The sequence below is a fragment of the Brevibacterium aurantiacum genome (genome assembly GCF_007558825.1).
Classification (GTDB): Bacteria; Actinomycetota; Actinomycetes; order Actinomycetales; family Brevibacteriaceae; genus Brevibacterium; species Brevibacterium aurantiacum_A.
Genome location: NZ_VLTK01000006.1, coordinates 225359 through 248354, shown reverse-complemented (window position 1 = coordinate 248354; position 22996 = coordinate 225359). Strand labels below are relative to the sequence as shown.

Here is a 22996-nt window from a genome sequence, read left to right as displayed (position 1 = left end):
CTGTCTCGTATTCGCTCAGTGCGCCACGGCTGCAGCGCCGTGCTCGTCGATGAGGTGGCCGGTTTCGAACCGGTCGAGGGCGTAGGGGGCGTTGAGCGGGTGGGGTTCGTCATTGGCGATCGTGTGCGCGAAGGTGAGCCCGGCGGCGGGCGTGCCCTTGAAGCCGCCGGTGCCCCAGCCGCAGTTGGCGTAGAGGCCCTGAACCTCGGTCTTCGACACGATCGGCGAGGCGTCGAGAGTGACGTCGACGATGCCGCCCCAGGTGCGCAGCACATGGGCTCGGGCGAAGATCGGGAACAGTTCGACAGCGGCGGCCAGCTGCTCTTCGATGACGTGGAAGCCGCCTCGTTGGCCATAGCCGTTGTAGGAATCAACCCCGGCACCCATGACGAGTTCGCCTTTGTGCGCCTGGGAGACGTAGACGTGGACATGGTTGGACATGACCACGGTCGGGTGCACGGGTTCGAAGAGTTCGGACACGAGCGCCTGCAGCGGGTGGGACTGGATCGGCAGACGGATGCCGGCCATGTCGGCGAGCACCGAGGAATCTCCGGCCACGCACATGGCGACCTTCTCGGTGGCGATGTGGCCGCGGGTGGTCTCGACACCGACGACCTTGTCGCCGATGCGCTCGATCCCGGTGACCTCGCAGTTCTGGATGATATCGACGCCCATCTCATCGCACTTGCGGGCGAATGCCCAAGCAACGTGATCGTGCTTGGCGATGCCGGCGCGCGGCTGATAGGTCGCGCCCATCACCGGGTAGCGCAGGTCGTCGCCGATGTTGATGATCGGGCAGACTTCCTTGACCTGCTGAGGGTCGAGCCACTCGGCATCGACTCCGTTGAGTGCGTTCGCATTCACCCGTCGCTGGGATTCACGCACGTCTTGCAGGGTGTGGGCGAGGTTGAGGACTCCACGCTGGGAGAAGAGGAAGTCGTAGTCGAGCTCTTCCGGCAGCTGTTCCCAGAGTTTGAGCGACTTCTCGTACATGGCTGCGGACTCGTCCCACAGGTAGTTCGAGCGGATGATGGTCGTGTTGCGGGCCATATTGCCGCCGGCCAGCCAACCACGTTCGAGGATGGCGATGTTGGTCATGCCGTGATTCTTGGCCAGGTAGTAGGCAGTGGCCAGACCGTGCCCGCCGCCGCCGATGATGACGGCCTCGTAGGACTTCTTCGGTTCCGGGTTGCGCCACAGGAAGTCGGGGTGTTCGGGGAGTTGATCAGCCATCAGCGTGCTCCGATTTCGTTCATGGTGGGGTAGAGCGGGTGGGCGGTCGCCAGAGCCGACACACGGTCGCTGAGCTCGGCGATGACCTGCGGTTCGGCACCGGACTCGGCACCAGCCTCGGCAGCACCGGCCTTGAGCACCTCGGCGATGATGTCGGCCACCTCGGCGAAGGCGGCGGAACCGAACCCACGGCTGGCCAGGGCCGGGGTGCCGATCCGCAGGCCGGAGGTGACCATCGGCGGACGCGGATCGTTCGGCACGGCATTGCGGTTGACGGTGATGCCGATCGAGGCGAGCAGGTCTTCGGCCTGTCCACCGTCGAGGACGGAGTTGCGCAGGTCGACGAGGACGAGGTGGACGTCGGTACCGCCGGTGAGGACGGTGATCCCGAGGTCGGCAACATCGGATTCGCCGAGGCGTCGAGCGAGTTCCGCGGCACCGGTCAAAGTCCGCTGCTGCTTCTCGACGAAGGTCTCGGAGGCAGCGAGACCGAAGGCCACGGCCTTGCCTGCGATGACGTGCTCAAGCGGCCCACCCTGCTGACCGGGGAAGACTGCGGAGTTGACCTTCTTCGCGATGTCGGCGTCGTTGGTGAGGATGATCCCGCCGCGAGGACCGCCGAGGGTCTTGTGCGTCGTCGAGGTCACGACGTGGGCATGTGGGACCGGAGAGGGGTGCAGCCCTGCCGCGACGAGCCCGGCGAAGTGAGCCATGTCGACCATGAGGTAGGCACCGACGGAATCGGCGATGCGGCGGAATTCGGCGAAGTCGAGCTGGCGGGAGTAGGCCGACCAGCCGGCGACGATCAGTTTGGGCTGGTGTTCCTGGGCGAGGCGATCGACCTCGGCCATATCGATGCAGTTGGTGTCCTCGCGCACACCGTAGGCGGCGATGTTGTAGAGACGACCGGAGAAGTTGATCTTCATGCCGTGGGTGAGATGCCCGCCGGCGGCGAGGTCGAGACCGAGCACGGTGTCGCCTGGCCGGATGAGTGCGTGCATGACAGAGGCGTTGGCCTGAGCGCCGGAGTGGGGCTGCACGTTGGCGAATTCGGCGTCGAAGAGTGACTTGACACGGGCGATTGCGAGGCGCTCGACCTCGTCGACGTGCTCGCAGCCACCGTAGTAGCGACGCCCGGGGTAGCCCTCTGCGTATTTGTTGGTCAACACCGATCCCTGCGCGGCCATGACGGCGGAGGCGGTGTGGTTCTCCGAGGCGATCATCTCGAGCCCCTCGCGCTGACGAGCGAGCTCGGCATCGATGAGTCCGGCGATCTCGGGGTCGAGTTGCCCGAGGGGGGTGCTCAGTTCGACCGGCTCCCGGCTGGAGAAGTCCACGGACGAGGGCACGAGCGACTGAGCAGACGGCTGCGCCTGCGACTGGGTGGGCGACTCGAGAGGCTCGACGAGCTGTTCTGTCATGTGATCTCCTTCGACCATTTGATCGTCAACTAATATATCAGATGCGTTCCTGTAGCCTATGACGAGAAAACACGAAAGTGCAATGGGTGATTTCAGGAGATTGATAATGTCGTCGTCGGCTACCGTGAGCTCACCGAAGGTTTCCCTGGCCGAACGCGCCTATGAGATCCTTCGGCACCGCCTCATCATGCTCGACATCGCCCCGGGTGACCCCATCAACGAGGCTGCCCTGAGCGCAGAGCTCGAGGTCGGACGAACCCCGATCAGGGAAGCGCTCAAGCGTCTGGAGAGCGACCATCTCGTCGTCTCCTACTCCAGACGCGGAACCTTCGCGAGCAATGTCGACCTCAAGGACCTGTCGACGATCTCCGAGATGCGCGAGGTCCTCGAACCCATCGCCGCCCGCAAGGCCGCCCTCAACCTCACCTCTGAACGCCGTCGCGAGTTCGAAGCCACGATCGCTGACCTACGGGCGCTCAAAGAGACCGACGCTCCGCGGGCCCTCATGGAGCGCGACCTCGAGGTTCACCGCCTCATCTATTCCTCGGTGGACAATCCGCATCTCATGGAGACTCTGGTGCGCCTCGATGACCTGGCGACTCGGATCTGGTGCCTGGTCATCCCCCGCATCCCCGACCTCATCACCCACATCCGCGAGCACATCGATCTGCTCGAAGCGATCCTCGAGGGCAAGGAGTCGGCCGTCGAAGCCCACGCCGCCGAGCACGTCCGCGAGTTCGACAAAACCCTGCGCGCCGCCCTGCGCTGAGTTGCGCAGAGTTGCGCTGCGGCTCGAGCGGTTGCGCTGAGTTGCGCAGAGTTGCGCTGAGTTGCGCTGAGTTGCGCTGGCGCTCGAGCGTCAGCGCCGAAGCCCTGACCCCAAGGGAGCCGCCGCCAACCACCCCGCGCCCGCGCCAACACCCCTGCCGCCAACTGCCTCGCACCCGCGCCAGCCGCCGCGCGCCAACGGTTGGTAAGTTCGCTTCGAAAAATCGGTCTTGATCGACACGAACTTACCAACCGTTGCACCAAGGCCGTGCCATAGGGCGCGAAAAAGGCCCTGCGGGACATGATCGTCCCGCAGGGCCTTCGCCTATGCCGCGTTTTCCTGCCCGCGTGGCGCGCGACCCGATACCAGATTGCGCCGCCGGAACAATCCGCCGGATTGCGCCACCGGAGCCAGTCCGCCGGAGCCAGCTTCGCTACCGGCTGGACACCCGGCCGAACATATTCGCGATCGGTGCCAGCAGCATCGGTCTGGCGGCGAACCAACCACCGACGACGACTGCCAGCGAGACCACGAACCAGATGAATCCGACCCAGTTATCCGCGTGGGTGCCTGCGAACATGTGGTTGAGATTCTGTAGGATCCCCGTCGTGAACACGAGGAACACGTGGATGAGGACGAACACGACGAAGAAGATCATCGTCGGGAAGTGGATCGCACGAGCCAGTGGTGCAGGGTAGAACTTGTTGAGCTTGGTGGCGTCCTTCGGCCACCATTCGCTCATCCGCACGCCGGTGATCGCAGCCAGGGGAGCCGCGATGAAGATCACGATGAAGTACATGAGCTGCTGGAGCGAGTTGTAGTTGACCCACGCGTTCTCAGCGGGCCACTCGAGAGTCATGTACTGCAGCATCGCGGATACAGCATTCGGGAAGACTTCCCAGCTGGTCGGCACGATCCGCGCCCAGTGTCCGGAGATGAACAGCAGGACGACGAAGACAACACCGTTTGCCAACCACAGCAAGTCCAGGCTCGTGTGCAGCCACAGGTTGATGCTGACCTTCTTGCCACCCTTCTTCGGGGTGTAGAAGGCCGGCGGTTTCTGCTGGTGACGCACCTGCAGACCCGAACGGATGATGAGCACGATGAAGAAGATGTTGAGGAAGTGCGTCCAGCGTGCCCACGCCGGGAACCCTGGGTCGACGAACTCGGGCAGGTGGTATTCGCCCGGGTAGCGTTCGAGGAACTCGGGCACACCGGGCAGAGTCGTAACTCCCCGAGCCGCGAGGATGATGATCCCTGCAGCCACGATGAGTCCGCCGAGTCCGAGGCCACCGAGCTTCGCCCACTGACCCACGGATTTCGAACCGATCATCGTCGGTTCCTTCTTCTTCGCGGCAGAAGGCTTGGCTGCGGCCGGGCTCGGGGCAGAGGCCGATTTCGCCGGTGCGGAGCTCGACTTCGCGGCAGGCTTGGCTGCCGGCTTGGCTGCCGGCTTGGCTACTGGCTTCGCAGTCGGCTTGTCCGTGGCCTTAGCAGCAGGCTTGGCCATCGGCTTCCGCTGCGCCGGTCCTGTGGACTTCGGCAGTCCGGATCGGGAAGGCTTGTCGTCCGCCGAGGTGGCTGCTGGCTTCTCGTCCGAGCTCGACGACGCCGCCACGGCACCGGCCGCACCTGCACCGACGGCCGCGGCGGCGGCCGGAGCCGCCGAAGAGGAGTCGGAATCCGCCTGTGCGGAGGAATCCGCCTGTGCGGAAGTGCTTGCCTGTGCAGACGAGTCCGCTGCTGGCTCCTCAGCCTGGGCAGCAGAGTCCGCGTCTTTAGCAGCAGGCGTCGAAGCGGCGCCGGTCGACGAGCTGTCGGCCGGGTCTGCGCTTGAAGCGTCCGCGCTGGTCGAGGAAGAAGTCGAGGCAGAAGTCGACGCAGAGGTGGCACCTGCACTCGCTGGAGCAAAGCCCTCGGGCGGCCATGGGTCGCCACCGGCGACTCGCGGCAATCCGCGGCGAAGTGGTGTGTCACTGAGTTCGCCGGAGGACTTCTTCCCGGACGCGGCAACCGCCGCACCAGCGCCGACAGCAGCACCGGCGACACCGGCAGTTGCTGCAGCGGCTGGAACCGCCGACGACTTGTCCGCCTCAGCAGGCTGTTCACCTGCAGTTGGAGCTTCTTGATCTGTCGATGCGCTTGAGGTTTCGGCGGCCGGAGCAGCCGCAGCTGCCGGCGCCGATGAGGATGCAGATGTGGCCGAGGAGGCTTTCGCACCAGCCGGAGCCAGACCTTCTGGTGGCCACGGATCTCCCCCGGAAACGCGAGGCAGTCCCCGACGCAGAGGAACTTCGCCAGCAGGTGCAGGCTCAGTCCCTGCGGACTCGGTCGCTGCGGACTCAGCAGGTGCGGACTCAATCGGCGCAGGCTCAGCTGCAGCAGGTTCATCCGACGCGGCTGCGTCCTGAGCGCCGGAGCCTGATGCCACTGCGGCTGTGCCGACAGCTGCTCCTGCACCCGCGGTCGCGACAGCGGCGGCCGGAGCAGCAGAGGACTCAGAGTCGGACTGAGATTCCGGTTCGCTCTCGGCATCCGAAGCGACTGGTACCTGCCCGGAGACAGAGTCTGCAGAGGCAGAAGCAGCCGAGCCGCTGGACGGAGCCTTCACACCGGCAGGTGCGAGGCCTTCCGGCGGCCACGGATCGCCGCCTTCGACGCGGGGCAGACCACGACGCAGCGGAACCTCACGGCTCGCCTCGGCGACAGATTCGGACGACTCAGACGGCTGCTCCAGCGTCTCAACGGGCGCTGAGCCCTCAAGAGATCCTGGGCCTTCTTCAGCCTCCGAGTCATCAACTGAATCCGCTTCCGGATTCGAATCGGAGGCAACGGCGGCCGTACCAGCAGCTGCACCCGCCGCGACACCAGCCGCGCCAACGGCAGCACCAGTTCCAACGGCCGCACCGGTCCCGACTGAGCCGGAATCCTCGGCGGGCTCTTCGGTCTCAACCGCCTGCTCGGCGACTGCGGGTTCACCCGCGTCTACCGAGCTATCCACCTCGGCGCTGGCATCAGTGGAATCCGGCTCGACGGATTCGTTCGGGGCAGCCGAATCTTCCGGCTCGAAGGACTCTTCCGACACAACTGAGGCGCCCGGCTCGAGCGGCTCACCGATGACACCTTCAGGTGGCCACGGATCACCGCCCTCAACTCTGGGCAGGCCCGAGCGCAGCGAACTGGAATATGTGGCCATATCAGGACTGTTTCGCTTTCAAGGTCTCGATCGACTGCGGGACGACCTTGAACAGGTCGCCGACGACGCCGTAATCGGCGATGTCGAAGATCGGCGCTTCGCCGTCCTTGTTCACAGCGACGATGGTCTTCGAAGTCTGCATGCCGGCCTTGTGCTGGATCGCGCCGGAGATGCCGAGTGCCACGTAGAGCTGCGGCGACACGGAGACACCGGTCTGTCCGACCTGATGGGACTGGGCGATGTAGCCGGCATCGACGGCCGCGCGTGAGGCACCGACTGCGGCACCGAGGACATCGGCGAGTTCGCCGACGAGTTCGAAGGACTCCTCTGAGCCGACACCGCGGCCACCGGAGACGACCTTCGAGGCACCGCGCAGCTCGGGTCGAGATGAGGTCTCGACGACGGCATCGAAGGAGTCGATCTGGGCCGAGCGCTTGCCGGAATCGGCAACCTCGAGAGCCTGAGAGTTCGCCGACTGTGCTTCGCCACGGGTCTCGATGGATCCCTGACGAACGGTGATGACCGGGGCGCCGAAAGTCGGTGCCGACGATGCGGTGTAGCCGCCACCGTAGACGGAGTGGTTGGCCACGACGCCTTCGCTGTCACGCTCGACACCCAGGGCATCGACGGACAGAGCCGAACCGCTGCGGACCGCGAAGCGTGCGGCGATGTCGCGCCCGTCGATCGAGTGCGAGAGGAGGACGGCGTCGGGGGCGACGAGATCGCTCGCAGCACCCAGGGCGTCGACTGCGAAGGTTCCGAGAGCTGAGTTGCCCTCGGGCACCTCGGCGGTGAGAACCTGCACGGCGCCCAAAGATGCGGCCTGCTGCGCAGCTGCCTCGCCCTGGCCGGCAGGTGCAAGGACCAGCGCGACAGGCGAACCGATCTCACCGGCGCCGCCGAGCAGCTCAGCGGCAGGCTTCTCCAGCTGACCTTCGGCATCGGCGGTGAGGACGGCGAGAATGGAGTCTTGTGGGAATTCGGACATATCGATTCTCCTTAGGCCAAGCGGTTCTTGATGAGGTATTCGGCGAGATCTGCTCCGCCGTTACCTTCGTCGACGATCTTCTCTCCGGCTTCACGCGGCGGCTTCTCGGCCACCGTGACCATGATCGATCGTGCTGTGGACTGGTCGTTGGCATCGACCTCGAGGTCGGACAGGCTGATGACCTCGAACGGCTTCTTCTTGGCCGCCATGATGCCCTTGAAGTTCGGGAACCGGGCCTCGGGAAGCGCCTCGGTGATGGAGATGACGGCTGGAAGCTGCGCGCTGACTTCCTGCTTGCCGCCCTCGACTCCGCGGGTTCCTGCTACCTTGCCGTCGCTGATCTCAACCGAGGTCAGGCCGGTCACGTGCGGGAAGTCCAGGTGCTCGCCGAGCATTGCGGGAATCATGCCGCCGTTGCCGTCGGTGGAGACGTTGCCGGTCACGACGAGGTCGAAGCCGCCACGGCGAATGGCTGCTGCCAGGACTTCGGCGGTGAGGCCGAGATCGGCACCGAGGAGCTCCTCGTCAGACACGTGCACGGCGTTGTCTGCGCCCATGGCCAGGCCCTTGCGAATCGTGGCGGTCGCGGTGTCGGGTGCCATCGAAATGACGGTCACCTCGGTTCCGTCGCTGCCATCCTTATACGAGAGAGCGACTTCGAGGGCACGCTCGCCGATTTCGTCGAGGACCGCTTCCGAAGCGGAACGATCCGCCAAACCGGTCTCCAAATTCAGTTTCCGATCCCCGTATGTGTCCGGGACCTCTTTGACCAACACCGCGATCTTCAAGGATGACTCCTATTTCCGTGAGGCAATTCATCTGCAAATGAGACTTCTGCCTCATAATCTACAGTCAGCACGTTCTCGTCCGACACCCGGGTCCGCGAGGAAGCCCGGAAAAGTACTCAGTCAGACATCTTACTTCCTGTGTGCTGCAGCTAACATGCTTATTGTACGAACGTTCGAACAAATTCTACCCGCACAGACCGATTGCGCCCTCATCGTGGCGACTCAAGCGATTGCAGAAGGAGTGAGAGCGCGCTCAAGGAACGGGCCCTAGAATGGAGCCACCGACCGTGACCAGGCAACGACTGCCCTTGGGAACGGAAGCGACCCGGTGAGTCCGACGCCCGCATCAACGCTGAAGGAGCGCCTCGTGGCATTCGACCTCGACGACATCGACCGCAGCATCATCGCTGCCCTTGTCGACGACTCGCGCCTGAGCGTCCGCCAGCTGGCCGAGCAGGTGCACATCTCGCGATCGGCCGCCCACAAGCGGTTCTCCCTGCTCGTCGAATCCGGAGCGATCAGAAAATTCACCGCCGAGGTGGACCGCAGCGCCCTCGGAATGACCGTGACCGCTGTGGTCGTCGTCAAGATCGGTGATCGGCCGTGGCCAGGGGTGCGAGATGACCTCGCCGAACTGCCGTTCGTCGAGAAGGTCCAAGCCGTCAGCGGTGACATCGATGCCCTGGTGACCGTGAATGCCCCCGACAACACTGCACTGTCCCAGGTCATTCTGCGCAGGATCCACGAAGTTCCGGGTGTGGTCTCCTCCCGCTCGCTGCTCATCCTCGATGAGGCGGAAGGACACCGTCCCGGTTCGGGTCACTGATCCTCGGGCTCAGCCCTTCTGGTAGTCCCGGATCGCCTTCTCGGCCATGTCCACTCCGTACTTCGCATCGGCGTATCCGGCGATCGTGGCCTTGCCGTGCGGGTAGACGTGCCCAGCCTTGGCTGCAGGCAGATCTTTGAACACCGCAGAGTCGAGCATCTTCTGTGTCAGTTCGTCGTACTCTCCGCGCATATTCGAGGTGACGAAGATGATGTCGGCATCGGACAGGCTCTTGTCGAGGACCTCCATCGAGATCTGTGCCTCCGGCTCTTTGATGCCCGACTTATTTCCGCCCTGAGTGGCTTTCGCGTACTTCTTGATGGACTCATCCTCTTTGGCCGACCAGTCGAATCCGAGTGGCGTGAAGAGGGAACTGACCATGTTCTCACTGCCCCACAGATAGGCGGAGTTGTCTTCGTAGGAGGAGACGACGCCGAGCTTCGTGCCCTCGATGGCGTCACCGTATTCCTTCGCGATCCGCTTCTGTTCGGCTTCGAAGTCGGCATCGAGCTTCGCGAGCTGGTCGGTCTGGTTGATGGCGTCGGCGACTTCTTGGACTCGCTGCTGCCAGTTCGCCCGGTCGCCGCCGCGCAGGGTGAATTGGTAGACCGGCGCGATCTCCTCCATCTGCGTGATCATGTCGGGCTCAAGGATGTTGGGGGCGAGGATGAGGTCGGGCGACACCTCGGCGAGCTTCTCCAGGTCGGGCTCTTCCTGGGCCACGACCGGAATGTCACTGAGTTCATCCACCCAGTCCTTGGGAACGGTGGGCTCTTGGTAGCCGCCCTGCCCGACGGGAGGCAGTTCGAGGTCCATGAGGGTCTCGGTCGCAGCGTAGTGCAGGGTCGCCACATTCTTCGGGTCGGCAGGGACTTCGACGTCGGCGCCGCTGGAATCAGTGACAGTGCGGGTCTCGGCGCCGCCAGAGGCCTCGGAGTCACCTTTTCCATCGCCTGAGCACCCGGCGAGGAGGCCGACGCTCGCCACTGACGCGATCACAGCTGTGATGATGCGATTGAGTTTCATGTGTTCCTTTCAACGTCGAGCCTGTGGCTCGCGACTGATGAACCCTCTAGGGCAGAGGGAAGATTCAGGCCATGCGGGCGATGACGGCGCTGCGGAAGCGTCCGAACCCCCACCCGATGTCGACGACCTCGACCGCAGCGACGCCGAGATCGCTGAGACATTCGCGCAGCTCCTCGCTCGTCCATGACGCATTGCCTGTCATGGCGTATGTTGCGACGAGCTCTTCTGCCTGATGATCATCGCGCTCGGCCTCATCGGTGAGGGGTTCGACGATCACGATGCTGGCGCTGGATTCGAGGATGCGTGCCAGGAGAGCCTGTGCTTCTGTGCGGCAGCGTCCGGTCAGGCCCGCGAGCATCAGGGTGCAGTCGACGACTGGCCAGGGCTGATCGCCGCCGACGCTGGCGGTGCCGGGAATGTGGACGCTCCGGTCGGACTCCGATGCCTTGCGCGTGAGGGCGGCCGACACCTCGGCTTCGACATCACCCGCCAGGGCAACGCTTGCAGCTGTGGCAATGGGCTCGAGCTCGAGGATGATATCGAGGACGTAGCGCAGGTGATCGAGGGTGTGAGATCGGTGAGCGGTGTCGAGGGCGGCATCGACTCCACGCTGGGCCCTCCAGGTGGGAGCCTTCAGCGTCGGGGTCAGAACCTCGCCCGCCGGGGTCAGAGCCTTGCCCGCCGAGGCGGGTGCGGGCTTGTCGCCATGTCCGTTCCTGAGAACGTCGAGCAGATTGACGATTGAGAACAGATCTCGAATTGCTGGATCGTCGAGATTGAGTCCGTCCCCTGCGCCGTCACCGATGAGCACCGCACCGGCCTGGGTGTTGCGATACGTTGCACCGTCACGTTCGAGGAGTCCGAGAGCACACATCGCAGTGAGGACGACGCGTGCGCCTTCGGTATCGATGCCGGCCGCCGTGGCGATCGCCTCGGCGGTGGTGATTCCTCCTGCCACGAGATCGCCGATGCCGAGAGTGACCGCGATCCGAGTGATGATCGGGGGCAGCATCTCGGTCATCTCGTGGACGTTGCCGACGATGCTCTGGCTGCTTTCGGACACGTCCGCGACCTCATCGCCGCCTGCGGTGGTCACACCGTCGGACGCAGCGGCTTGGGAGGTGGCGGCCTGGGAGCCAGCGGTTTGAGAGGTGACGGTTTCGCTCGTGGCATCTCCAGCAATCTCGCCCGATGCCGACCCGGTCTTCGTGACGGCGGATACCTTGCGCCAATACCCGATCACTTCGACGTCCTCCTTGGGCAGGCCGAGTTCGCGGCGCAGGTGACGGCGGATGGGCGCGATGGTCAGGGCCTCGCCTGCGCACCACGCGTAGGTTCGCCCGACCGGGAGAACCAGGTTCTTCACGGCCTCATACATGAGGGTGGAGTCCCCAGGAGAGGTGCCGCTGCGGATCAGCCAATCGATCTCGACGTCTGCGGCGGTGGAGATCTCCTGGATGTCCTCGGCGGTCGGGACCTCGACGATGACGTGTCCGCTAGTTCCGACAGGTGCGGTCTCGAGCCAGCGGCGAACTGCGGGCAGGGCGGTCTCATCGGCCACGAGCAGGTGGAAGTCGATGCCTTCGCTGATGCCGGCGCTGGTCTTCGGGCCCGCGAACTTCAGAGAGTCGCCGACAGAGGCGCTGAAGGCCCACTCAGCGGCAAGGCCCGAGTCGTGACGGACGACGTCAACGGTAAACGAATTCGAATCTGCATCGACACTGCTGACCGTGTAATCGCGGGTGAAACGGAGAGCTTCTCGGTTCCAATTGAACCGGAACTCCCCCTGCTCACCGATGTCAAGGGATTCGGTCTCGGGAGTCGGTATGACGAGCTTCACGTGATCGCCGAAACCCTCGGAGTGGAATTGCGGCCGCGGCATCCCGTTCACCACACCTGCCGACAATTGGTCGCCCGCTACTGTCAGGCGCCGCATGTTCGGCGTGATATCCGCGATGCCGGTGACTTCCACCTCACGCAGGACGATCGGCAACACCTGCATGGGCCTGGAAGTACGCGGCATGAATTCGGCTCCGAGGGTCTCTTGACGGATGAAACATCGAGACCAGGGGTTCGCAGCTTCAAGCAGGTGTCAACCGCCTTCATGCACACAGATGCCCCTTGAGTCTCAGAGGTCAGCCTAACCTAAGTTAGGAGCGGCTCACAACTGATCATTCGCGGCTTTCGTCGCCCAACACCGCGATGTTCGTCGCCGAGGAGGCCCTACGTTGCGCTCAGTGTTTTCCTGACTGCCCGGATCGTCAGGTCAAGAGCTAGGGCGCGGTTTCCTGGGTCTCGACGTCCAGAACGAGAACTCACATCGAAGAGGTGCCCCGAGCCGATGGTCAGGAAGACATACATCGCGGCCCATTCGACCGGCAGATCAGGGGCGATGGACCCATCGGCCTGGCCCCTGCCGATCACCGCCTCCAGGGGGTCCCGCTCACCCGGCGTCGACGTGTCGAAGCCCGCAGCATCGGCGCTCGGTTCGCCGTCCGCCTCACCCTGACGCTCAGGTGCAGCCTCGGCGAAGGAGTCGTCGGTGATGATCGGGTTGTCGGCAAACATGAGGGTGAGGGCATCGGGGATGGTGAACAGCTGTGCACATACGCGCTCCACGGCTTCGAGACCGGGGCCGACGTGAGGGCGAGCGCTCACGAGGGCATCCATGAACCGGCGTGCCCCCTGCCGCGCCACCTCGGCGATCAAGGTTTCGCGGTCACCGAAGTGCCGATAGAGAGTCGTCCGCCCGACGCCGATCTCATTCGCAATCTCGATCATCGACGCCCGAGAATTCTCGGCCAGCACCGACATCGCCTCTGCTACCAGGGCATCTTTCCCCAGCCGGCGCATTCCCCTGCCCCCTGAACTCACCACAACCACTCACCCCTTCGGCCAGCCTTGGCTTCAACCCATCATGCCCGATCACATTCATTGTGGTACATGCGTGTTCCACTTTGGTACAATTTTATCCCACATAGGAATTCGACATACCAGCACTCCTCAAGCTCGACGACATCGAGAAGCGCTGGAACATAACTCGGAGTAGGACCATGGCAAAGCGCGATCACGACATCGATCACACAGAGACACACAGGGATCCGACCTCGGACGGCGGCTCCACAGGGAACACCATGAACAGCAGTTCCGCAGCGCGCACGTCCGCCGAGGTGTTCGCACTGAGCCGGGCCGACATCCTCGTCGTCGGCGTCGTCTGCGTGGGCGTCGGCATCGCCCTCGGATTCTTTCTCCCGGCAGTGGGGGCCTTCGCGGCGCGGTTCCCGATCCCGTTCGGAGACGTCATCGAGAAGCTGAGTAAGTTCGACCAGGCCTGGGTCGTCATCGCCCGTCCGATCATCGGCGCCGTCCTCGGCGTGATCACCGCTGTCGTCATCAGCGTCTCGACCACTCCCCTGGCCGTCGCCGATGACGAGATCGTCATCGGCAGAGCCGATGATCACCCATTGCGGATCACCCGGGCCTCGTTCTCGACCGCCTATTTCGACGACGGCAAGCTGACCATCCTCACACAAGGGGGACACCAGGCGTACAGGGGCGACGTCGAAGGGAAGAAGGACAAGGTCGCCGAGGCATTCACCTCACGCGGCTACCGGTGGGGCGAGATCTGACCAACGAAGACTGAGTTCGATCCCCGAAACCTGCGTCCACCACCCGGGCCAAACGTCCCTCTGCCCACGGGGCAACCGAGCACTTCGTCCACTCTTCCCGACACAAGTGGCACCCCCGTCCGGACCTGCTCGCAGACCCTGGATCGGTGATGCGGGTCACGCCACCATGGGGTCATGACCATTGACGTTCCCACCTCCCGCTCTCAGCGTTCATTGCCCCAGCTGCAGCCGGTCAGCTTCATCGGTGCAGACGGTCAGCCCACCGATGTCCCCACCGATGGGCTGACAATCCCCAGCGATCGCACCCTCCTGGGGCTCTACCAGAAGATGGTGCAGGTCCGTCGGTTCGAGGCTCAGGTCACCCACCTGACCAGGCAGGGACGACTCGCGACCTACCCGTCTGCCGCCGGCCAGGAGGCCATCGAGGTCGGTGCCACCACTGCTCTGGCACCGGGCGATTGGCTGTTCCCCACCTACCGCGACTCTGCCTCGCTGTTGACCCGCGGGGTTCCCGTGACCGAGATCCTCTCCGCCTTCCGCGGCGACTGGCACTGTGGATTCGATCCGAACGAGTATCACACCTCACCTGCGGCGACACCGCTGGCAACGCAGACTCTGCACGCGACCGGCTTCGCCATGGCCGCCAAGCTCAAGGGCGAAGACGCCTGCACCCTGACCTTCCTCGGCGACGGCGCCAGCAGTGAGGGTGACACTCATGAGGCCTTCAACTTCGCCTCGGTATGGCAGACCCCGACCGTCTTCGTGCTGGCGAACAACCAGTATGCGATCTCGACACCGCTGCGTGAACAGTCGAATGCGACGATGCTCGCCGACCGCGCCGCCGGATACGGAATGCCCGGCCTCCGGATCGACGGCAACGACATCGCCGCTGTGTTCGCCGCCGTCACAGCGGCTCTCGAACGCGCCCGCAACGGCGAGGGCCCGACCCTCATCGAGTGCCTGACCTACCGGATGGAATCGCACACCAACTCCGATGATCCCACGAAGTACCGTGACTCCGAAGAGGTCGAGCACTGGAAGCAGTTCGATCCCATCGATCGCCTCGAGAAGCACCTGCGCGCCGCCGGGGTCCTCGATGACGCGACCGCCGCAGAGATCACGGCGAGCGCCGAAGAGCTTGCCACCTCGGTCCGTGACACCATGAACACCGATGCCGCGGTCGATCCGAGCGAACTCTTCGCCTACGTCTATGCGACCCCTCGCGCGAACCTTGCCACACAGCAGGCGAAGCTCGAGGCAGAGCTGGCAACGGCGGCACAGGCATGACCGTCACCACTGCCACCACGGCAGAGGATGTTCCGACGCCGGTCTCGGTGACGATGACAAAAGCGCTCAACCAGGCTCTGCGCGACGGCCTGAGCGAAGACGAGAACGTCCTGGTCTTCGGTGAGGACGTCGGTCGCCTCGGCGGGGTATTCCGTGTCACCGAGGGCCTGCGGAAGGAATTCGGACCCGAACGGGTCTGGGATTCTCCGCTAGCGGAGTCGGGGATCGTCGGCACCGCGATCGGCATGGCGATGGCCGGGATGCGCCCGGTCGTCGAGATGCAGTTCGACGCCTACGCCTATCCTGCGTTCGAGCAGATCGTGTCCCATGTGGCGAAGATGCGCAACCGTACGAAGGGCAAGGTCAGCCTGCCGTTGACGATCCGGATTCCCTATGCGGGCGATATCGGCGGCGTCGAGCACCACTCGGACTCGTCCGAGGCCTACTGGTGTTCTACCCCGGGCCTGACCGTCGTCACCCCGTCGAATCCGGCCGACGCCTATTCGCTGCTGCGCGAGTCCATCGCCTCCGACGATCCGGTGATCTTCATGGAGCCGAAGTCGCGGTACTGGATGAAGGACGAGCTCAGCTTGCCCGTGCAGACCGCGCCGATGGATCGTGCTCAGGTTGTACGCGTTGGGTCGGACGTGACTCTTCTGGCCTACGGGCCCACCGTGCGCACCGCTCTGGCCGCGGCCGAGGAAGGGGCCGAGCACGGACTGTCGATCGAGGTCATCGACCTGCGGTCGCTCTCGCCCTTCGACGATGAGACCGTGTCCGCATCGGTGCGCAAGACGTCCCGTGCCGCGATCATCCATGAGGCCGCCCAGTTCGGAGGCTACGGCGCCGAGGTGGCCGCCCGGGTCACCGAAGCCAACTTCACCCATCTGTCGGCCCCGATCCTGCGGATCACCGGATTTGATGTGCCCTACCCGTCCCCGAAGCTCGAGGAGTACTTCTTGCCGACCGCCGAACGCATTCTCGATGCTCTCGAATCCTGGGATTGGGAGCTGTGATGAGTGCCGAGACGAGTGTGTCCGGTGCTGCCGGCACTGGGAATTCCGCACGCACGACGAGCGCCCGCGATTTCATCCTCCCCGACCTGGGCGAGGGACTGACCGAGGCCGAGCTCATCAGCTGGCTTGTCAATGTCGGCGATGAGGTCCACGTCGACCAAATGGTCGTCGAGGTCGAGTCCGCCAAGTCCGTCGTCGAGCTGCCGTGCCCGTTCGCCGGTCGGATCGAGGCGCTGCATGCGAACGCCGGTGACACGGTGTCCGCAGGTCAGGCCCTGCTCTCCGTCGCCGAGGCGGGTACTGGTTCGAGTGCGGACATGGACTCCAGTGCCGGCCCTGTCTCAAGCAAGGCATCAGTTTCGGGGGCCGCGACTGACAGCGGCGGTGCGAACCTCATCGGCTACGGAACGTCCGAGCCCAAAGCACGGTCGATGAAGCAGCGGTCCTTCGGTGCGAAGAACGGTGGGACGAAGAGCAGTGGAGCGACAGCGCCCTCAACGCAGAAACCGTCCTCACCGGGCCCGACGACACTTTCGTCGGCGGCCACTCCCCCGGCCTCCGATTCCGAGCCCACACCCCAGTCCGGTGCCGCATCCGGGTCCGGTGCCGGTGCCGTCATCTCTCCGGTGTCCTCTCCTCTCGTTCGCAAGCTTGCGAAGGATCATGGACTCAGTGCCAAACATCTCCTAGGCACCGGCCCTGGCGGCATCGTCACCAGGGCAGATGTGCTCACAGCCATCGATTCGGGCACCACAACCTTGCCGGAACCAGCACCCACGACCGGAACGACTGCCTCGGTCCCGAAGAACATGACCCTGACCAGTGCCGACCAGGGCGGCCCCACCACCTCGGCGGGAGCGGCCCCTTCCGGGGCGTCTGCCAACCGCGATACCCGGACCCCGATCACGGGACTGCGCAAGGTCGTGTCCGAACGACTGACGAAATCGCGGCAGGAGATTCCCGAGGCCACCATCTGGCTCGACGTCGACGCCACGGAGCTGCTGAGCACCAAGCGCACTCTCGAAGCCAGGACCGGAGAAAAGTACTCTCTTCTCTCATTGGTGGCCCGCTTCGTCGTTGCGGGGCTGAAGAAGCACCCGATCATCAACTCCTCGATCGACACCGGAGCCAACGAGATCGTCACCCACGGTGACATCAACCTCGGCCTGGCCGCGCAGACCCCGCGTGGCCTTATGGTTCCCGTCGTCCACGGCGCCGATGAGATGAGCCTGCGGCAGCTGCGCGACTCCGTGTCCGAGACCGTCGGCAAGGCGTCGACGGGCAAATTCAACACGGCCGAGCTGACGGGCGGCACATTCACTCTCAATAACTACGGCGTGTTCGGGGTCGACGGCTCTGCGCCGATCATCAACCTGCCGGAGGTCGCGATGCTCGGACTCGGGCGGATCAAGGACCGCCCCTGGGTTGTCGACGGGGAACTCACCGTCCGCAAGGTCATGTTCCTGTCATTCGTCTTCGACCACCGCGCCTGCGACGGTGCCGAACCGAGCCAATTCCTCACGTTCGTCGCCGACTGCATCGAGAACCCGATCTCGCTGCTGCCGGAGCTGTGATCAGCTGATTCGCCTTATTCTCTGCGCATACTGACCTCGGAGACACCCCCGATTCCACATTTCGGACTGATCTCCACCTTCCGTGACACGCACCACTAGCCTGGCGCAGGCCGCTCACCAGCGGTGTCCATTCGAGGCGGAAGAGGTTGCGCATGTCGGGAGTTCACGATTCACCACCGCCGTCGAGGCCACCTCGGCGGCGGTACTCATTGCTGCTCCTCATCGTTCCCGTCGTGGGCTACGTCCTGACGCCGTTCGTCGCGAATTCGATCGAGCCACGCATCTTCGGGATGCCGTTCATCCTCACCTACACGATCGGCGTCACGATCCTCACCTGGTTCTTCGTCTGGATGGCCGCCCGCGGTGATCATTACTACCGCGGTGACAAGGCCGAATACGTCCCGGCCGATGTGGCATTCGGTGAGGATCACCCGATCGAGGAGGCCGACAGATGAGCACTTCAGCGATCATCGCCTGCATCATCTTCGGCGTTGCCATGCTCGCGACCATCGGCATCGGCATCTGGTCGGGCCGCGGGCGTGAGAAGTCACTCGACGAATGGTCGGTCTCCGGGCGCGGACTCGGGTTCGTCTTCATCCTCCTGCTCATGGCGGGCGAGACCTATACGAGCTTCTCGTTCCTCGGTACAGCCGGCTGGTCGTATTCCTATGGTGTGCCGATCCTCTACCTCATCGGTTACCTCAGCGTCGGACTCGTGGTCGCCTACCTCGTCGGCCCGCTGTTCTGGACCTATGCGGCCAGGCACAAGCTCGTCAGCCTCTCCGACATCGTCGAGCACCGCTTCCGCTCGCGGGGTCTGGCGATCCTCGTCGCCGTGCTCGCGACCGTGTTCATCGTTCCCTACATCCAGCTGCAGATCCAGGGCATGGGTGCCGTCGTCAACGCCATGAGCTATGGGGCGATCGACCTCAAGGTCGCCGCCATCATCTCCTTCATCGTCGCCGAGGCGTTCATCCTCTTCTCCGGTCTGCGCGGTTCCGCATGGGTCAGCGCCCTCAAGGACGGCCTCGTCATCCTCGCCGTCGCCTTCCTCGCAATCTACGTGCCGCTGCACTACTTCGACGGGTTGGGCGAACTCCTTGACCGGCTCGTGAGTGAGAAGTCTCAGTGGCTGACCTTCCCCGGTGCCGGCGAAGGAACGTATGGAAGCGCCTGGTTCATCTCGACGATCATCCTCAACGGAATCACGATCACCGTCTTCCCCACGTCGATCGCAGGATACCTGTCCGGCACCTCGGCGAACACCCTGCGCCGCAATTCCATCATCCTGCCCTGGTATCAGCTGCTGCTCCTCGTGCCGATGATGGTCGGCGTGGCCGCGCTCTTCGTCATTCCCGCCCTCAAGGATGCGGACCTGGCACTGTTCTCCGTGGTCATCGACTCACTGCCGGCCCCACTCGTCGCCGTCATCGGTGTCGCCGGTGCACTGTCAGCCATCGTGCCGATGAGCGTGTACATGCTCTCGATCGGTTCGATGTGGGGTCGCACGGTTCTTGGCGGAGGGCTGTCCGGCCCGAAGAACTCCGCGTCGATGACGAAGGAACAGCTGGCCGCGCGGGGTCTGCGTCAGAAGACGCTGTCCCAGTGGGTGTGCCTCATCGTCGGTGTGATTGCGCTGGTGATGAGCCTGCTCATGCCCGATGCCCTCGTAGAGCTCTCCGTGCTCAGCTACGAAGGTCTCGCCCAAGTCGTGCCCGCCGCACTGCTCGCACTCTACTGGCCGCGGATGAGCAAGCAGGCCGCTGCCGCCGGCCTCATCGTCGGCTCGGTGACCATGGTGGCCCTGCACTACACGGGCCACGATCCGCTGGTGGGCATCAACGGCGGCCTGTGGGCAGTCGCGGTCAACCTCATCATCGTCGTCATCGTCACCCTCGCCAAGCCGGACCCACGCTGGGTCCCGGCCACCGAGCGGGTGCCGGTGAATGCCTGAGGCAGTGACCTAGGCACACCATCCACCGCCGAGGTCGGCCCTCAGCTGGGGCCACCTCGGCGAGATTGGGGGCCACCTCGGCGAGATTGGGGCCCACCTCGGCGAGGGTGGTTGTCACACTGCTTCCGTCAGTGCTGGTCCCTGTTGCTTCTTCGTCGACTGTGAGTGCCTGAAGTGCTGCACAATTGTGAACAGCACCGCAATGGCGAGCACGGCATAGATTCCGATTGTCAGCGGGCTGCCCACGAGCACAGCGGCATCACCGTCAGCGACTGCCAGCGCGCGCCGCAGCTCGGTCTCGGCAAGGGGCCCGAGGATGACGCCGATGAGCAGTGGCGCGACGGGGATCGCGTAACGGCGCATGAGCAGACCGAGGAACCCCAGGACGATGAGGATGATCAGGTCGACTAACGACGCCGAGATGGCATAGGCGCCGAACATGGCGATGACCGTGATTCCCGCGTAGAGATAGTGCTGTGGAACGCGGAGCAGCCGGGCCCAGGCCGGGGCTGCCAGCAGGTTGATCACGAGAAGGACGACGAGGCCGATGAAGAGTGAGGCCAACAGAGTCCAGACAAGATCACCTGATCGTTCGAACAGCAGCGGTCCGGGTTGCAGACCGTACTGCTGAAACGCCGCGAGCATGATGGCTGCGGTGGCAGAGACCGGCAGGCCGAGTGCCAGCATCGTTCCCATCGCAGTTCCGGCGGTGGCATTGCCGGCAGCCTCAGGTGCCGCCAGTCCTCTGATCGAACCGACCGTGCCGAACTCCTTGTCGCCGCGCATAGTGGCCAGGCGCTTCTCCGTGCCATAGGCCAGGAAGGTGGGGACCTCGGCTCCGCCTGCAGGAATAAGCCCGAACGGGGCTCCGAAGGCGGCACCGCGCAGCCATGCTGGCAGTGCGGCACGGAAGTCCTTGCGGCTCAGTCGGGCGATTCCCTCCGATGAGACCTTGAGCGATTCCGGATCCCGGTGGATCCGCGAGGCCACGTGGAAGACCTCGCCGAGGGCGAGCAGCCCGATGGTGATGACGACGATGTTGATGCCATCGAAGAGCTGCGGAACATCGAAGGTGAACCGCGAAGTTCCCGATGGTCCGTCGATGCCCACGAAGGCCAGCGAAACACCGATGCCCAGCGATGCCAGGCCGCGAACCACAGATTCCGATACGACAGAGCTCACCGCGATGAAGGCGAAGACCGCCAGAGCGAAGTATTCGGCGGGGCCGAACATGGTCGCCAGTCTGACCAGGTAGGGCGAGAAGAACACCACGATCGTCGTCGAGATCAGACCACCGATGAACGCTCCGATCGCGGCAGTGGCCAGAGCCGCTGCCGCACGACCGCTCTTAGCCATGCGGTGGCCTTCGAAGGTCGAGGCGATCGCCGAGGACTGTCCCGGAGTATTCAGCAGGATTCCCGCTGTGGAGTCACCGAACAGACCGCCGAAGTAGACTCCGGCGAACATGATGAACGCCGCCGTCGGGTCGAGTGAGAAAGTGATCGGCAGGAGGAGTGCGACCGCCATCGACGATCCCAGACCCGGGAGCACACCGACTGCTGTGCCCAAGACGGCACCGATGAAGACGAAGAGCAGATTCGCGGGCGTGAGCGCGGCGCCGAACCCTTCCAGAAGAAGTTGCAGCTGTTCCATCACAGACCCCCGATGAATCCGGCAGGCAATGGCAGGCCCAGCAGTCCGCCGAACAGCAGCTGGACCGTCGAGGACAGGAACACCGCCACCCAGATATCCATGATCGGGTGCACAGAGCCCAAGGCACGGGCAATCGTCCAGAACAGAGCTGCTGCGGTCAGAATCCACCCGAGGGGCTGCAGCAGAACGACGAACCCGATACATGCCGCCACGACGATGCCGATGGTCTTCCAGTCACTGTGCATCCGCTTATCGGCAGGGCCCTCGCGGTCGCCCACCCGGTGCACCGAGTCATCTGAATCTTCCATACGCCCCAGATCGTGGAGCATGTCTGTGGAGAAGTTCGCGCGATCGGGAACGCCGGAGGACTGATCGAGTTCGGGCCGCCGATACACGTCGACGGCGAGCACCACAGCGTTCGCGATGAGGAGCACTCCGAGAATCCTGGGCACGAACTCCGGACCGGGAACCGAGTCACCGAGGATGTCCATGGTCAGCGACCCCACCACCAGGGTGATGCCGATCGCCAGCAGAATGCCGACGATGACGAATTCGCTGCGGCGCCAGAAGAAGGTGGTCGCGGCGGGGGTTGAAACCGTTGCCTTGTCTGTGGTCTTAGTCTTCGTACTCATCACATTCCCAGTTCGTCGACGGTGCGTTCGGCGGTTTCGGTCTCGTCCGCGATGAAGCGGTCGAGTTCATCACCGACCATGTACGAATCCGTCCAGTTGTTTCGCTTCAGCGTCTGCTTCCATGCCTTGCTCGAATGGAGTTCGTCGATGATTTCGAGGTATTCGGCCTTGGTCTCGGAGGAGATGCCGGGAGCAGCCACGAAACCGCGCCAGTTCGCCATCGACACATCGGCGCCCAACTCTTTGAAGGTCGGCACATCGACTCCTGGGACCCTCTCCTCCGAGGAGATCGCGATGGCACGAAGGGTACCGGCATCGATCTGGTCGGCAACCTCGTTGTAACCGGAGACTCCCACAGTCGTCGAGTGCGACAGGAGCGAGTTGAGCGCTTCGCCGCCCCCGGAATAGGCGATGTAATTGACCTGTGCCGGATCGATGCCGACCTCTTTCGCCAACATGCCGGAGAGCAGATGGTCGATTGAACCCAAGGAGCCACCCGAGATGGAGAGTCCCTGCGGATCCTTCTTCCACTGGGCAATGAAGTCATCGAGTGTCTGAATGTCAGAATCAGCGGGGACGACCAATGCGGAGAAGTCGTCGGCCATTCTGGCGATCGGTGTGACATCGCCGAGGTCGTACTCGCTGTCATTGAGCGCGATCGCGCCGACCATCACTCCGCCGCTGGTCATCAGCGTGTCGTCGCTGCCCTCCTGTTGGACGAATTGGCTCAGTCCGATCGTTCCGCCGGCACCGGGGATGTTGACGACCTGAACATTGTTGACGATCCCATCGGAGCGCAGCACCTGCTGTGCCTCGCGGGTGAATCCATCCCATCCTCCGCCTGTGGCTGCTGGGACGATCGCCGTGAGGTTGCTCCTCGCTGAGGCCTCTCCTGCAGATGTCGCTGCGCTGACGCCGGCCAGCACAGTTACGACGGCAGCCACTGCGGCGAACCCTGTCTGTACCCATCGTGTCTTGATCATGTCGTAGGGAACCTCCTCGTT

At 64.0% G+C, this 22996-nt stretch carries 19 protein-coding genes; 8 read left to right on the top strand and 11 right to left on the bottom strand.

Going from position 1 to position 22996, the window contains the following annotated elements; translation table 11 throughout:
• Positions 1-15 precede the first annotated feature (15 nt).
• Together FO013_RS12435 and glyA are read right to left on the bottom strand one after the other, a co-directional pair.
• Entirely contained in the window at positions 16-1233 is a 1218-nt protein-coding gene (locus FO013_RS12435) for a sarcosine oxidase subunit beta family protein (protein ID WP_143922842.1), read from the bottom strand.
• On the bottom strand, positions 1233-2654 hold the full coding sequence (gene glyA / locus FO013_RS12430; RefSeq protein WP_143922841.1) for a serine hydroxymethyltransferase: 1422 nt from the start codon (positions 2652-2654) through the stop codon (positions 1233-1235). The genes FO013_RS12435 and glyA overlap by 1 nt, the downstream gene beginning before the upstream one ends.
• Before the next feature lie 106 nt (positions 2655-2760).
• Here glyA and FO013_RS12425 point away from each other — a divergent pair, with 106 nt between their 5' ends.
• Positions 2761-3423: a GntR family transcriptional regulator gene (locus FO013_RS12425; protein WP_143922840.1), complete on the top strand. Its 663-nt coding sequence runs from the start codon at positions 2761-2763 to the stop codon at positions 3421-3423.
• A 433-nt stretch (positions 3424-3856) separates the two neighbouring features.
• Here the strand turns inward: FO013_RS12425 and FO013_RS12420 are convergent, their stop codons facing one another.
• From FO013_RS12420 to FO013_RS12410, 3 genes are read right to left on the bottom strand one after another with little or no spacing between them, the layout of a single operon-like run.
• Positions 3857-6619, bottom strand: coding sequence for a cytochrome b/b6 domain-containing protein (locus FO013_RS12420; protein ID WP_143922839.1), 2763 nt, complete (start codon positions 6617-6619; stop codon positions 3857-3859).
• A 1-nt stretch (position 6620) separates the two neighbouring features.
• The gene (locus tag FO013_RS12415) at positions 6621-7607 is read right to left on the bottom strand and encodes an electron transfer flavoprotein subunit alpha/FixB family protein (RefSeq protein ID WP_143922838.1); all 987 of its coding nucleotides are present in this window, start codon (positions 7605-7607) and stop codon (positions 6621-6623) included.
• An 11-nt stretch (positions 7608-7618) separates the two neighbouring features.
• Positions 7619-8395: an electron transfer flavoprotein subunit beta/FixA family protein gene (locus FO013_RS12410; protein ID WP_143922837.1), complete on the bottom strand. Its 777-nt coding sequence runs from the start codon at positions 8393-8395 to the stop codon at positions 7619-7621.
• Positions 8396-8762: 367 nt separating this feature from the next.
• On the opposite strand from FO013_RS12410, the gene FO013_RS12405 reads away from it, so the two are divergent.
• On the top strand, positions 8763-9221 hold the full coding sequence (locus tag FO013_RS12405) for an Lrp/AsnC family transcriptional regulator (RefSeq protein ID WP_143922836.1): 459 nt from the start codon (positions 8763-8765) through the stop codon (positions 9219-9221).
• Between the two features lie 9 nt (positions 9222-9230).
• On the opposite strand, the gene FO013_RS12400 is transcribed toward FO013_RS12405, so the two are convergent.
• From FO013_RS12400 to FO013_RS12390, 3 genes are all read right to left on the bottom strand, one after another.
• Positions 9231-10247, bottom strand: coding sequence for an ABC transporter substrate-binding protein (locus FO013_RS12400; protein WP_143922835.1), 1017 nt, complete (start codon positions 10245-10247; stop codon positions 9231-9233).
• A 64-nt stretch (positions 10248-10311) separates the two neighbouring features.
• Positions 10312-12270, bottom strand: a complete 1959-nt coding sequence (locus tag FO013_RS12395; protein WP_143922834.1) for a siderophore-interacting protein — start codon at positions 12268-12270, stop codon at positions 10312-10314.
• Between the two features lie 200 nt (positions 12271-12470).
• Positions 12471-13100, bottom strand: coding sequence for a TetR/AcrR family transcriptional regulator (locus tag FO013_RS12390; RefSeq protein WP_143922833.1), 630 nt, complete (start codon positions 13098-13100; stop codon positions 12471-12473).
• Positions 13101-13300: 200 nt separating this feature from the next.
• Between FO013_RS12390 and FO013_RS12385 the strand changes: the two genes are divergently transcribed.
• From FO013_RS12385 to FO013_RS12360, 6 genes are all read left to right on the top strand, one after another.
• The gene (locus FO013_RS12385) at positions 13301-13876 is read left to right on the top strand and encodes a YqeB family protein (protein WP_260848123.1); all 576 of its coding nucleotides are present in this window, start codon (positions 13301-13303) and stop codon (positions 13874-13876) included.
• A 174-nt stretch (positions 13877-14050) separates the two neighbouring features.
• Entirely contained in the window at positions 14051-15163 is a 1113-nt protein-coding gene (gene pdhA / locus FO013_RS12380) for a pyruvate dehydrogenase (acetyl-transferring) E1 component subunit alpha (protein WP_143922832.1), read from the top strand.
• Positions 15160-16179 (top strand): alpha-ketoacid dehydrogenase subunit beta, encoded by a 1020-nt coding sequence (locus FO013_RS12375; protein ID WP_143922831.1) that lies wholly within the window; start codon positions 15160-15162, stop codon positions 16177-16179. The genes pdhA and FO013_RS12375 overlap by 4 nt, the downstream gene beginning before the upstream one ends.
• The gene (locus tag FO013_RS12370) at positions 16179-17753 is read left to right on the top strand and encodes a 2-oxo acid dehydrogenase subunit E2 (RefSeq protein WP_143922830.1); all 1575 of its coding nucleotides are present in this window, start codon (positions 16179-16181) and stop codon (positions 17751-17753) included. The genes FO013_RS12375 and FO013_RS12370 overlap by 1 nt, the downstream gene beginning before the upstream one ends.
• 152 nt (positions 17754-17905) lie before the next feature.
• The gene (locus FO013_RS12365; RefSeq protein WP_143922829.1) at positions 17906-18208 is read left to right on the top strand and encodes a DUF3311 domain-containing protein; all 303 of its coding nucleotides are present in this window, start codon (positions 17906-17908) and stop codon (positions 18206-18208) included.
• Positions 18205-19707, top strand: coding sequence for a sodium:solute symporter family protein (locus FO013_RS12360; RefSeq protein WP_143922828.1), 1503 nt, complete (start codon positions 18205-18207; stop codon positions 19705-19707). The genes FO013_RS12365 and FO013_RS12360 overlap by 4 nt, the downstream gene beginning before the upstream one ends.
• Positions 19708-19821: 114 nt before the next feature.
• On the opposite strand, the gene FO013_RS12355 is transcribed toward FO013_RS12360, so the two are convergent.
• From FO013_RS12355 to FO013_RS12345, 3 genes are read right to left on the bottom strand one after another with little or no spacing between them, the layout of a single operon-like run.
• Entirely contained in the window at positions 19822-21360 is a 1539-nt protein-coding gene (locus tag FO013_RS12355) for a tripartite tricarboxylate transporter permease (RefSeq protein ID WP_143922827.1), read from the bottom strand.
• The gene (locus FO013_RS12350; protein ID WP_143922826.1) at positions 21360-21992 is read right to left on the bottom strand and encodes a tripartite tricarboxylate transporter TctB family protein; all 633 of its coding nucleotides are present in this window, start codon (positions 21990-21992) and stop codon (positions 21360-21362) included. The genes FO013_RS12355 and FO013_RS12350 overlap by 1 nt, the downstream gene beginning before the upstream one ends.
• Complete coding sequence (locus FO013_RS12345; protein ID WP_143922825.1) at positions 21992-22975, bottom strand: Bug family tripartite tricarboxylate transporter substrate binding protein; 984 nt, start codon at positions 22973-22975, stop codon at positions 21992-21994. The genes FO013_RS12350 and FO013_RS12345 overlap by 1 nt, the downstream gene beginning before the upstream one ends.
• Positions 22976-22996 lie beyond the last annotated feature (21 nt).

Coding starts and splice junctions, on each gene's coding strand:
- FO013_RS12435 (WP_143922842.1), bottom strand. CDS start 1,233: ATGGCTGATCAACTCCCCGAACACCCCGACTTCCTGTGGCGCAACCCG.
- glyA (WP_143922841.1), bottom strand. CDS start 2,654: ATGACAGAACAGCTCGTCGAGCCTCTCGAGTCGCCCACCCAGTCGCAG.
- FO013_RS12425 (WP_143922840.1), top strand. CDS start 2,761: ATGTCGTCGTCGGCTACCGTGAGCTCACCGAAGGTTTCCCTGGCCGAA.
- FO013_RS12420 (WP_143922839.1), bottom strand. CDS start 6,619: ATGGCCACATATTCCAGTTCGCTGCGCTCGGGCCTGCCCAGAGTTGAG.
- FO013_RS12415 (WP_143922838.1), bottom strand. CDS start 7,607: ATGTCCGAATTCCCACAAGACTCCATTCTCGCCGTCCTCACCGCCGAT.
- FO013_RS12400 (WP_143922835.1), bottom strand. CDS start 10,247: ATGAAACTCAATCGCATCATCACAGCTGTGATCGCGTCAGTGGCGAGC.
- FO013_RS12395 (WP_143922834.1), bottom strand. CDS start 12,270: ATGCCGCGTACTTCCAGGCCCATGCAGGTGTTGCCGATCGTCCTGCGT.
- FO013_RS12390 (WP_143922833.1), bottom strand. CDS start 13,100: ATGCGCCGGCTGGGGAAAGATGCCCTGGTAGCAGAGGCGATGTCGGTG.
- FO013_RS12385 (WP_260848123.1), top strand. CDS start 13,301: ATGGCAAAGCGCGATCACGACATCGATCACACAGAGACACACAGGGAT.
- pdhA (WP_143922832.1), top strand. CDS start 14,051: ATGACCATTGACGTTCCCACCTCCCGCTCTCAGCGTTCATTGCCCCAG.
- FO013_RS12375 (WP_143922831.1), top strand. CDS start 15,160: ATGACCGTCACCACTGCCACCACGGCAGAGGATGTTCCGACGCCGGTC.
- FO013_RS12370 (WP_143922830.1), top strand. CDS start 16,179: ATGAGTGCCGAGACGAGTGTGTCCGGTGCTGCCGGCACTGGGAATTCC.
- FO013_RS12365 (WP_143922829.1), top strand. CDS start 17,906: ATGTCGGGAGTTCACGATTCACCACCGCCGTCGAGGCCACCTCGGCGG.
- FO013_RS12360 (WP_143922828.1), top strand. CDS start 18,205: ATGAGCACTTCAGCGATCATCGCCTGCATCATCTTCGGCGTTGCCATG.
- FO013_RS12355 (WP_143922827.1), bottom strand. CDS start 21,360: ATGGAACAGCTGCAACTTCTTCTGGAAGGGTTCGGCGCCGCGCTCACG.
- FO013_RS12350 (WP_143922826.1), bottom strand. CDS start 21,992: ATGAGTACGAAGACTAAGACCACAGACAAGGCAACGGTTTCAACCCCC.
- FO013_RS12345 (WP_143922825.1), bottom strand. CDS start 22,975: ATGATCAAGACACGATGGGTACAGACAGGGTTCGCCGCAGTGGCTGCC.